The 10,363-nt window shown below is 56.7% G+C and carries 12 protein-coding genes; 6 read left to right on the top strand and 6 right to left on the bottom strand.

Features of this window, described 5'->3' with window-relative positions; genetic code table 11:
* Positions 1-391: 391 nt before the first annotated feature.
* Positions 392-874 (bottom strand): hypothetical protein, encoded by a 483-nt coding sequence (locus E2K76_RS12605; protein ID WP_220432232.1) that lies wholly within the window; start codon positions 872-874, stop codon positions 392-394.
* 167 nt (positions 875-1,041) lie between these two features.
* On the opposite strand from E2K76_RS12605, the gene E2K76_RS21125 reads away from it, so the two are divergent.
* The 5 genes from E2K76_RS21125 to E2K76_RS12580 all read left to right on the top strand — a co-directional run bounded on the left by E2K76_RS21125 (position 1,042) and on the right by E2K76_RS12580 (position 3,704).
* A complete protein-coding gene (locus E2K76_RS21125; protein ID WP_136684666.1) occupies positions 1,042-1,422 on the top strand; it encodes a plasmid mobilization protein in 381 nt (126 codons plus the stop codon).
* A gap of 136 nt (positions 1,423-1,558) precedes the next feature.
* The gene (locus E2K76_RS12595; RefSeq protein ID WP_136684665.1) at positions 1,559-1,852 is read left to right on the top strand and encodes a hypothetical protein; all 294 of its coding nucleotides are present in this window, start codon (positions 1,559-1,561) and stop codon (positions 1,850-1,852) included.
* A gap of 1 nt (position 1,853) precedes the next feature.
* Entirely contained in the window at positions 1,854-2,831 is a 978-nt protein-coding gene (locus E2K76_RS12590; RefSeq protein ID WP_136684664.1) for a relaxase/mobilization nuclease domain-containing protein, read from the top strand.
* Positions 2,832-2,977: 146 nt separating this feature from the next.
* Complete coding sequence (locus E2K76_RS12585) at positions 2,978-3,373, top strand: hypothetical protein (protein WP_136684663.1); 396 nt, start codon at positions 2,978-2,980, stop codon at positions 3,371-3,373.
* A 16-nt stretch (positions 3,374-3,389) separates the two neighbouring features.
* Positions 3,390-3,704, top strand: a complete 315-nt coding sequence (locus tag E2K76_RS12580; protein WP_136684662.1) for a hypothetical protein — start codon at positions 3,390-3,392, stop codon at positions 3,702-3,704.
* Positions 3,705-3,824: 120 nt separating this feature from the next.
* On the opposite strand, the gene E2K76_RS12575 is transcribed toward E2K76_RS12580, so the two are convergent.
* From E2K76_RS12575 to E2K76_RS12555, 5 genes are all read right to left on the bottom strand, one after another.
* Positions 3,825-4,280 (bottom strand): hypothetical protein, encoded by a 456-nt coding sequence (locus tag E2K76_RS12575; RefSeq protein ID WP_136684661.1) that lies wholly within the window; start codon positions 4,278-4,280, stop codon positions 3,825-3,827.
* A 44-nt stretch (positions 4,281-4,324) separates the two neighbouring features.
* On the bottom strand, positions 4,325-5,626 hold the full coding sequence (locus E2K76_RS12570; protein ID WP_136684660.1) for a virulence-associated E family protein: 1,302 nt from the start codon (positions 5,624-5,626) through the stop codon (positions 4,325-4,327).
* A 62-nt stretch (positions 5,627-5,688) separates the two neighbouring features.
* Positions 5,689-5,871, bottom strand: a complete 183-nt coding sequence (locus tag E2K76_RS21120) for a helix-turn-helix transcriptional regulator (protein WP_136684659.1) — start codon at positions 5,869-5,871, stop codon at positions 5,689-5,691.
* A gap of 46 nt (positions 5,872-5,917) precedes the next feature.
* On the bottom strand, positions 5,918-6,505 hold the full coding sequence (locus tag E2K76_RS12560) for a hypothetical protein (protein ID WP_136684658.1): 588 nt from the start codon (positions 6,503-6,505) through the stop codon (positions 5,918-5,920).
* Complete coding sequence (locus E2K76_RS12555; RefSeq protein ID WP_169053298.1) at positions 6,502-7,761, bottom strand: tyrosine-type recombinase/integrase; 1,260 nt, start codon at positions 7,759-7,761, stop codon at positions 6,502-6,504. The genes E2K76_RS12560 and E2K76_RS12555 overlap by 4 nt, the downstream gene beginning before the upstream one ends.
* Positions 7,762-8,041: 280 nt before the next feature.
* Between E2K76_RS12555 and E2K76_RS12550 the strand changes: the two genes are divergently transcribed.
* Complete coding sequence (locus E2K76_RS12550) at positions 8,042-10,330, top strand: arginine/lysine/ornithine decarboxylase (RefSeq protein WP_136684657.1); 2,289 nt, start codon at positions 8,042-8,044, stop codon at positions 10,328-10,330.
* The last annotated feature ends 33 nt before the right edge of the window (positions 10,331-10,363 follow it).

The following is a 10,363-nucleotide window of genomic DNA, read 5'->3' as shown; positions in this document are numbered from 1 at the left end:
GCGTCGAGGCAGGAGTTTTTCAGCAGCCTGCTAAGGCCGGGATATTGGCGTTGTCGCCACCGACGCCTCAGAAGGTGCGCCTCCGGCGAGGATTCCTGGAAAAAATGAAAACTAATAGGGCAATGTCGGGTTAAGCACAGCCGGTCGCAAGTGAGGCTGTGAGGATGGTGAGGTAAGTTCCCACACAAGCCGCGGATACCGGTAAGCATTTGTTTTCTACGAGCTGGACCACTCAGGGACAATCTATGGCGACTGACCTCACCACCTTCACCATCGTCACTGCCCTCAAAAGTGCCTGAAGAGTGCGGAGCGTCCAGGCAGCCCGCGATGCATCGCTGCGACCGGAAATGTCCCGCATTGTCGCATCGCATCGACGCACTCAGTCACCTACTTACTGGAAATGCCCGGGCCAAGCCATTCCCGCGCCGCATCCGTTGTGAATGGCTGGCGTAGCGAATGCGATGCCAGCAACCACGAGCCACGCGACGATGAGAGTTGACGCCCAAACAATAGCGCTCCACCCCGCGGCAATGAAGCGGCGCTTGAGAAGGTAATTTAACGTGCAGGCGAGGGCGGGGGAATGTTGCGGGATTGGCTGCCGATCTGCCTGCATGTCAGCAAGTCTCACCAGTGCCTCCTCTCCCCATTCACTTCCTATCAGCTCTGGTGATCTTGCATAGATCTCATGCACTGTGGGACCATCTTTCGTCATTGCATAGATGCGAACCGCTTCAGCTTTTACGTTTGCTTCCACATTATGCGCCTTTGCATGAAAAATCTCGTGACGAATTACCTGCCAGGCAGTCCCGTCGATAATCGGGAAAAACAACTCGACTACAAGAAATCCTAATTTCTTATGCCATCTGCCATCCACACAACTGCCCTCTGACTTTGCACTATAAAATATCATTATCGGATAGCCTGCCAGAAGCCATGCTTTGATAAAGTGCCTCGCTCTAGTGATTTTACTTGTCAAAATCGTTGATCCAATTTGCACCCATGTTATAATCATAACAGCAGTGAAACAGGAAGAAGCAAGCAATGTTTTTGATGTGGATTTCCACTCAAAAACAGTCGCCTGCGGCTCCGAAGGAAAGAGAAATGCGGCGCGAATTTCGGCTTAGCTATACTGTATCTCCCGGTGAACGAGAGATGATCGTAACGCGGGCAATAGCGGCCGGACTCCCGGTTGCGGCCTTAACTCGGAACGCCGTTCTCGGTCTGCCGATTCCCGTCAAGCGCTCGAATATCGAGGCGGAAGCAGTAGCTGCACTGAACCGAATTGGCAGTAATCTCAACCAGCTAGCACGGGTGGGAAATGTGTCCGGGAGCCTTTCATCGGACCAGATTCGTGCTCTTGCTGGACTGCACAAAGCAGCCGTGAATGCAGTCCGGAAGATTCGGGAATCAATCCATGAATAACCGTTCCGCAAGCTATACAATCGTGACACTCACCATTGTCCTGACAATTATTATTTTTAACGCATTCTTCCGTGCTGCGACGGCCCTCGCCAATGCGATCCTCAATAATAGAAGAATTAAATAAAGGTGTGCTTACATGTCAGCTTTCGCTTTTCTCCGTAACATTTCAATAGCGCCTGGAGATTTTGAAGTCAGAGGGCGTGGAGAAAATTCCGGATATGGCGATATTCGCGAAACCTTGATTTTCGATTGCGCGGATACTCGATCCGCATTCCTCTCCGCGGTCCGGAAGATCGGGATATATCACCAGGATTCTGATGAGGTGCTTGGAGAGGCGGCCTGCGATTGCGATCCCGGAGACTTGCTGATTGTCACGCCTGCCGCAGTGATCGCTCTCATCGCTGCCCTACGGACAGAGGCAAGAAACTGACATGATCGGGAAGCTGGTCAAAGGCAGCGATTTTCGAGGCCTCGCTACTTATCTTACGCGCGAGGGGCGCGGGCAGGTGCTTGATCTGCGCCACCTCGCATCAGCCAATGCCGACGAAGCCGCCGCCGAGATGGAGCTTGCGGCTAGTGTTTCACGCCGCTGCAAGCTGCCTGTCATGCATCTCACTATCAGCTACGATCCAGCAGACGGGCAGCCATCCGACGACATGATGCGAGCTGACGCTGCCGAAGTTTTGCGCAACCTTGGCATGGGCAGTGGCCAGGCAGTGATAGTTCGGCATCACGACAAGCCACACGCACACATGCACATCATGGCAAATCGTGTCGGCAGCGATGGCCGCGCCGTATCTGACTCGAGCAGCTACGCCAAGGTGGAGTCGACACTGCGCCGCATCGAAGCGAACCGTGGCCTTCAGGTGACAGAAGGACGACACGCCCCGTCGCCCGCAACCGGCAAGCGCATGGAAGGCCCACGCACCACGCCTGATCCTCGGCAACACAGCGCACCGGATAGCGTCCGCGATACCTTGCTGAATGCCGAGACATGGCAGGAGCTGGAGGCTGGACTGGCGCGTGACGGCTGGCGACTTGTGAGGATGCAAGCGAAAAACAAGAAGCCTGGCGCAATCCTTGTCGGACCTGATGGCCAGAAAATCGGCGCTGGCAAGGTAGACCGCGCCGCGACGTTAGCCCGACTTCGATCCCGGCTTGACCCGCCAAAGACAGCGCAAGGCAAGAATTGGTCTAGCGTCCGGGCAAAGCTTCAGCCTACGACAGCACCTCTCCTTTCTACTTCCACCGCGGGGTATGCCGCCGCAAGATCAGCAGGCTTGATCTTGACGACAGCGGCCAAAATTGGACACGGGAAAACCAGTCTCGGAACTGGCATCCTGACGGGCCGTAAAGGCAAGAGACACGGAAGCAGCCTTACCTCTAGTATACCTGGACTCAGAACGTGACCACCGATCCTTTTTCTACACCTCATACCCCCATTTTCCTCCATGAATCCTCACCGCCGGAGGCGGAATATACCGAGGTAAACCCCTCGGCCTCCCCCGAGCATCGCGAGCCCCTCCCTCAAGATCACCGCTACAACGGTAGAGCCTTGGAAGCCCTGATCCGTGAAGTCACCGCTCCCTTGTATGATCCTCAGGCGGTCGCGAATACTGTGACAGATCGCAATAAAAGTCGAAGCTGGACCACCACAGCGGAGTCGGTCGAAGCAGCGCAGAAGGATGCGCGGCGAGCCGCACGGAGCGCGGACTGGTCAGACCTCGACGCGCTGGCGCTGCGCCGAGCCGCAGCATGGATTGTTTACGCAGACGGCTTCGGGCGGGGCGTGACTGAGGGCGAGGCGCGATCAATCATCAGCCGCGATCCTGATAGGATCGCCACTGCCGCTCGGAAAGTCACCGGGCGACTGGCCGATGAAATTCCGCCACCTGAGATCGACGGCACTCTGGTGGCCGGCTATGATCTCTTCACTCGTTTGATAGCATAAGAAGAAAGCCTCTCACATGACCTATGCGACCGTGCAAGAAACCATCGAAGCGGAAGATGCGGCCACCGACGCCACTTACGAACGCTACCGCACCGAGCTGCCCCGCGACGTTGCCCGTCTAATCGATCTTGCGAAAGCTGGCACTGGCGGCAGCGATGGCGCAGCGCAGGTTTTGCGCGTCATTTATGCAGGCCGCGCCGAGCTAGCGATTGATGACCTTTATCCGCTTGATCATGAAAACATGGCTGCAGCAATGCGTAGCCTCGAAGCCGCAGCACGAATTCAAGCCCCCGCTTTATCGGCTTCCGACCGCGAGGCCATTGGCCTCTAAACACAATTGGAACTAGGGCTTTCGCCCTGGTCCTCCTTCAAAGTTAGGGCATGCTTCCAGGGGGCAAGATAACGACGGCGTTTATGAGAAGTCTGTGAAGGTCTTCTAGCCGCTCCTTTATCACCCGCTTCCGTTTCTGCTCACCAGCTCCTTGAACCGCGCCCGGCCCAGCATCTCTCCCGCCAAAATCAGCTTTTCACGGCGATCCGGCGTCGCAGCCGCAAGCTGATCGAAAAACGCCAGCATGTCGTCAATGTCATCGAGCATTTGCTTGAGATTTTCATCTGCCTCCCCAGCGGCATGGCGCTTCACCGCCCGGTCGGCCTCATCTTCGACCAGCGCTTGCCGTGCAGATTTGACACCAATCGTAGGAACCGGCGCGATAGGTCCGGTGACATCCGCATCTTCTTCGCCTACGGCTTCCGCGTAAGTCAGCGCACCCGCCATTGCCACCGCAAACCTAGCGGCAAGGCCTGCTTCGACATTTCCACCCCGCGCGCAGATGGTCTCGGCACAATCATCGTGCTGAAGAACTCTTTGCTTTTCACTGCTGTGGACTTTGACTTTCTGCTTCACCGCGCACCACTCCATTTTCGATAAACGCTCATTCCGCCACGGCCTCACACACTTGGGGGGGTGAAACGCGCTGCACCTTTGAAGTCTCCAGAGGTGATACGACCCGACTTCCGCCAACCAAGTCCGGCGAACACCGCCGCAACTCGTTTGCTTAATGAAATCGTCATTTCGGCAGGCGCAAAGCCGAGCCCCGCCAACACGTATTTCGTCGTCACCTCCGGCAGGCCATCGATGATTGTTGCGATGTCGGTCCGCCAAGGATCTTCAGGACGGCGTTCGCCTGCTGCGGCTAGGGCAGCACTGACAACATCACCCTCAAGCCACCAGCGCTCTCCATTCTTGTAAAGAGTCACTGCTTCAGCCCAAAGTTGATCCCGGTCTCTCTCAAGCGCTGAGATGTTGATCTCCCCAACCTTGACCGGCCAGAACCGTCGCCCCCCCGTCTCGTCGCGCTGCCAGTCGTCCTTGTTTGTGGTGCCAGCAAAAACACAACGTCTCGGCTCGGTAACTTCTTCCCGGCCATAGGCAGGGCGATAAGTCTCGACCTGCCGAGAAATGAATGCTTTGACAGCGTCCACATCACGGCGCATCGCCTCTAGTTCTGCGACCTCAATGATCCAGCGCCCTGAGAGGAAGCTTGATGCATCCTTTGTTTGCATCGGTGGAAGACTGTCAGAGAACCAGTTAGGCCCAGCCAGCGTTGCAAGTGCGGTAGATTTGCGCGCGCCTTGCGAGCCTTCGAACACGATCATATGGTCCGCTTTACAACCCGGATGCAGACCCCTTGCCACGGCAGAGATACACCATCGAAGCCCAATCTCAGCAGTGTAATCACTCTCCTCAGCACCGCAGTATGTGGACAGCCATCTATTGAGGCGCTGAACCTTGTCCCACTCCAGCTCATTTAGATAATCTTCGAGTGGATCGAACGAGTTTTCCGAGGCAATCTTATGCATCGCGTCTACGACAACATCTTTAGATGCGGTCCGGAATCCGGCACGATTAAACCAAGCCTGAGCGGCGACATAGTCCAGATCATTAAATGATCTGGGATAGCCACCATCATGTTCGCCAGGGATCGGGCCCAACAACATACGCTTCATTCTGAAAAGGTTATGGGCGAGGACACCTTGCCATTCCGGATGGGAGCGGAGCACGGTAAGTGCGTTTTCAGTATTCCACACCGGGCGACCTTTATCGTCTCGGACTAAATTCAAGTTTTCGAGACGAAAGCTTGCCTTTTTGAGATGGTCAGAAAGATTTTTTTTCATGACAGTCGTATCCATTGACCGTCCAAGGTTTTTCCGCCATGAAAGTGCTGTAAGATGGCGGATACTCTGGATCATTTCGTTGTCCGGGCAGCAACCCGAAAGATACCTCCCCTGGCAGACATGCCAGGGGCTCGCCTTCAAGCAGCCACTGCGTGAGATCGACAATCTTCCCAGATTTCAATTTCCGAAAGCTTCCAGCGAGTGCAGCCTGGCGAAAGGCTATAAGGCCGAGGAAATTTCGGATCAGCTTTAACCCAGCGCCATACACTCTGACGCGAGACCGCGAAGCGCTCCGCTAGCTGTTTGTCATTGATATACATATCGTCTGCACCTTGTCGTTACCGATGCAGACCAATATTCACACATCTAAACTTTGCGCGTGTCTTTTATCAGCGCGTTGGTGACCGCCACACCAACCCCGTGGTATTGTTGACATCGCGCCTTCGCGTTGACCTCAAGGTATATTTCCTTGATTCCTTTGTATGAAGAAGGCTGTGACCTCCGCCGAACCATCGCAGCAGCAACGGCATCGCAACCACTCATACTTGGCGATGAGTCGTTTCGCATAGGAGTCAAGCCTCGCTCCTGCAGGGCAACGACAAGACTATGGAAGATCAAATCGCGCTCAGCCAAGGCGCCTGGCCATCCTGTGCGGAACCGTCGGGAAATTGGGGGGCGCTCCAGCTGTTCGGTAAGCCTCCGGGCCGTCCATTCTGCAAGATCGTGATGGATAGGTGACCCTTTCGCCAAGAGGATTGCGGCAGCTCTTGAAAGTGCGTCGAATGAAAGCGTTTGAGTAAGCGAAGCCTCTATGACCGCGGATAGCGATTTTCTATCGTCAATTTCGCAAAACCGAACGACGAAGGCAGCTAGCTTGTCTGCCTCGTCGGGCAAACAATCCAGTTTTTTCAAGCTCTCAAATGCGAAATCCACTGCCTCTGCGAACGAGATCATAGTCCGGTCCCTAGCTTTTCGATCCATTTTGCCATCATTTCTCGCCGCTTTTCAATTCGGTCTGCACGGTCATATGCTTGAGCGACTTTAGTCCCTACCCGGTGGGCTAGTGCTATCTCTGCCATATCACGATCATATTCGGTATCGTCCGAAACCCAGGTGCTGAAGCAGGCTCGAATACCATGAGGGACCGCCGGCATTTTGGTATCCCGATCAATATACCCCGGGCGGCCCTGGCGGATCGAAGCCATGTGAAGGGTCTCCATGACTTTTCCCAACGTTGCGTCAGACAGCGCTTTGCCAGTCGGCGATGGAAAAACCAAAGGGTTGCCTAGAAATCGCGGGAGACCTTCCAACAATTTCATCATCTCCGGTGTGAGAGGCACACGATGCGGACGGCCTCCCTGGGACCGAGGCTTAATCTTCGAAGATTTTCGCCCTGGCAGAATCGTCCATATTCTTGCGTCGAAGTCGAACTCATCCCATGTGGCAAAGCGCACTGCTCCAGAACGAGAAACAGTCATTGCCTGAAACTCCAGAGCTCGCGCGCCAACGCCTTCGCGCTTTCGCAAGTCACTCAACCAATATGGACCATCGCTGATCTGAAGGGCAGGATAGTTCCCGCCCTGAGAAATTTTTGAGGGCGACGGCAGCACAAGCGAAAGGTTATTCTTCCACTGGGCAGGATTGCTTTCTTTTCGATACCCTTTGACGATGGCGAATGCGATTACCTTTTCGATCCGTCCTTGCAACTTGCTAGCCGTTTCTGTTTTTTTGTGCCAGATCGGGGTCAGCACACGAAGCACATCATCCAGGACGATGTCTTGCACTAGGATTTCGCCCATCACGGGGAGGGCATAATTCGTGACTGTGGCCAGCCATTGGCTTCGATACTTCTCGCCAGTAATCTCGATCAACTTCTCGGCGGCGTATTCATCCAATGTGGCTGCGAAAGTCTTTCCCTTCCTTAGGGCAATCGTGCGAGCCTCTTGACGTTCGGCGATCGGATCACGTCCAGCACGGACGAGAGTCCTCGTCCGCGCGGCCTCTATACGGGCATCCGCTAGCCCCACCTCAGGATAAGGTCCCAGGCCCATTTCCCGTCGCCGTCCGTTGACCATGACGCGTAGGATCCAAGAGCGCGATCCGCTGACGCGCACTTGGAGAAGGAGTCCTGGAATGCCACCTACGGCATGAACGCCCGCAGGCAATCGTTTTACCGCAAGAGCGGAGAGTTCCTTAGATTCTTTCGGCAATTGACCCGCCTTCTAGCCCGCCAAAAATGTGGCTACTGAAAGACACCACAAGTTACGGTAATTTACAAGGACGCCTATCAGGTAACTGTTTTCATTATAGAAAAATTACTGAACGTTACACGACGCGACGAGGGTTGGGAGGCGGTACCCGCCTCCAGATTTCCCCTGTCATCGGCCCTTCGCTGCCGCTTTGCCTTTGCGGGTCTTACGGACCTTGACTGTGGCGGGGCCAGCGGCAAGAACCGGAGCGGACCCTCAACCGCCGCGGCAGGAGAGCCTCATGAAGTTCCGTTTCCCCATCGTCATCATCGACGAGGATTTCCGCTCCGAAAACTCCTCGGGGCTTGGCATCCGTGCCATGGCCGAGGCGATCGAGAAGGAAGGCTTCGAGGTTCTGGGCGTCACCAGCTATGGCGACCTTTCGACCTTCGCGCAGCAGCAGTCGCGCGCCAGTGCTTTCGTTCTGTCCATCGACGACGAGGAGTTCAGCCCCGGTCCCGATCTGGACCCGGCAGTCCTGAACCTGCGCAACTTCATCGAGGAAGTGCGCTGGAAGAACGCGGACGTTCCGATCTATGTCTATGGCGAGACGAAGACCTCGCGCCACCTGCCGAACGACATCCTGCGAGAGCTTCACGGCTTCATCCACGCCTTTGAAGACACGCCCGAATTCGTCGCCCGCCACATCATCCGGGAGGCGAAGACGTATCTGGAAGGCATCCAGCCGCCGTTTTTCAAGGCGTTGCTGGATTACGCCGAGGACGGGTCGTATTCGTGGCACTGCCCGGGCCATTCGGGTGGCGTCGCCTTCCTGAAATCGCCCATCGGCCAGATGTATCACCAGTTCTACGGTGAGAACATGCTGCGCGCCGACGTCTGCAACGCGGTCGAGGAACTGGGCCAGCTTCTGGATCACAACGGCGCCATCGGCGCGTCCGAGCGCAACGCCGCACGCATCTTCAACGCCGACCATTGCTTCTTCGTCACCAACGGCACCAGCACCTCGAACAAGATGGTCTGGCACCACACCGTCGCGCCGGGCGATGTGGTCGTGGTGGACCGCAACTGCCACAAGTCGATCCTGCACTCGATCATCATGACGGGGGCGATTCCGGTATTCCTGCGTCCGACGCGCAACCATTTCGGCATCATCGGCCCGATCCCGCACAGCGAGTTCGAGATCGAGACGATCAAGGAGAAGATCCGCGCCAACCCACTGCTGGAAGGCGTCGATGCCGACACGGTCAAGCCGCGCATCATGACGCTGACCCAGTCCACCTATGACGGCGTGCTTTACAACACCGAGGTCATCAAGGGCCTGCTGGACGGCTATGTCGAGAACCTGCATTTCGACGAGGCATGGCTGCCCCACGCCGCGTTCCACCCATTCTATGGCACCTATCATTCGATGGGGCGCAAGCGCGGCCGGACCGAGCATTCGGTGACCTATGCCACCCAGTCGATCCACAAACTGCTGGCGGGGATTTCGCAGGCCAGCCACGTTCTGGTGCAGGACGCACAGAACACCAAGCTGGACCGGCACCTGTTCAACGAATCCTATCTGATGCACACCTCGACCAGCCCGCAATACAGCATCATCGCAAGCTGCGATGTGGCGGCGGCGATGATGGAGCCTCCGGGCGGGACGGCGCTGGTCGAGGAATCCATCGCCGAGGCGCTGGATTTCCGCCGCGCCATGCGCAAGGTGGACGAAGAATTTGGCGACGACGACTGGTGGTTCCAGGTCTGGGGGCCGGACGAGCTGTGCGAGGAAGGCATCGGCAACACGAAGGACTGGGTCCTGCGCCGCACCGATGCCGAGGGCGTCCAGCGCGACGGCGAGGACGCGTGGCACGGCTTTGGCGACATGGCCCCCGGCTTCAACATGCTGGACCCGATCAAGGCGACGATCATCACTCCTGGCCTGAACCTTGAAGGGCAGTTCGGCGAATGGGGCATTCCTGCGTCGATCGTGTCGAAATATCTGGCGGAACATGGCGTCGTGGTCGAAAAAACCGGCCTCTACAGCTTCTTCATCATGTTCACCATCGGCATCACCAAGGGCCGCTGGAACACGCTTCTGGCCTCGCTTCAGCAGTTCAAGGACGATCACGGCCGCAACCAACCCCTGTGGCGCGTGATGCCCGAATTCTGCGCCAAGCATCCGCGCTACGAGCAGATGGGCCTGCGCGATCTGTGCGCGCATGTCCACGCGCTCTATTCACGCTATGACGTCGCGATCCTGTCGACCGAGATGTATCTGTCGGCGCTGGAGCCGGCGATGAAGCCGTCCGACGCCTTCGCCTGCATCGCGCAGCGCAAGACGGAACGGGTGGCCATCGACGATCTGGAAGGGCGGATCACCACCAGCCTCGTGACCCCCTATCCGCCGGGCATTCCGCTGCTGATCCCGGGCGAGGTGTTCAACCGCAAGATCGTCGAATACCTGAAGTTCAACCGCGAATTCGCCCGCGAATGCCCCGGTTTCGAGACCGACATCCACGGTCTGGTGCAAGAGCTCGGCGCGGACGGCCAGATGCACTATTTCGCGGACTGCGTCGCGAAGTAGGGTTCTGGACTTAAGCGCCGGTTGGGCGGATAA

This window comes from Falsirhodobacter xinxiangensis, assembly GCF_004959935.1.
In the GTDB taxonomy this organism is placed as follows: domain Bacteria; phylum Pseudomonadota; class Alphaproteobacteria; order Rhodobacterales; family Rhodobacteraceae; genus Falsirhodobacter; species Falsirhodobacter xinxiangensis.
This window is presented reverse-complemented; position numbering and strand designations above follow the sequence as displayed.

What these genes read in the sequence shown, in the direction of transcription:
- E2K76_RS21125 (WP_136684666.1), top strand. Translation starts at nt 1,042, where the DNA reads ATGTTTTTGATGTGGATTTCCACTCAAAAACAGTCGCCTGCGGCTCCG.
- E2K76_RS12595 (WP_136684665.1), top strand. Translation starts at nt 1,559, where the DNA reads ATGTCAGCTTTCGCTTTTCTCCGTAACATTTCAATAGCGCCTGGAGAT.
- E2K76_RS12590 (WP_136684664.1), top strand. Translation starts at nt 1,854, where the DNA reads ATGATCGGGAAGCTGGTCAAAGGCAGCGATTTTCGAGGCCTCGCTACT.
- E2K76_RS12580 (WP_136684662.1), top strand. Translation starts at nt 3,390, where the DNA reads ATGACCTATGCGACCGTGCAAGAAACCATCGAAGCGGAAGATGCGGCC.
- E2K76_RS12570 (WP_136684660.1), bottom strand. Translation starts at nt 5,626, where the DNA reads ATGATCCAGAGTATCCGCCATCTTACAGCACTTTCATGGCGGAAAAAC.
- E2K76_RS21120 (WP_136684659.1), bottom strand. Translation starts at nt 5,871, where the DNA reads ATGTATATCAATGACAAACAGCTAGCGGAGCGCTTCGCGGTCTCGCGT.
- E2K76_RS12560 (WP_136684658.1), bottom strand. Translation starts at nt 6,505, where the DNA reads ATGATCTCGTTCGCAGAGGCAGTGGATTTCGCATTTGAGAGCTTGAAA.
- E2K76_RS12550 (WP_136684657.1), top strand. Translation starts at nt 8,042, where the DNA reads ATGAAGTTCCGTTTCCCCATCGTCATCATCGACGAGGATTTCCGCTCC.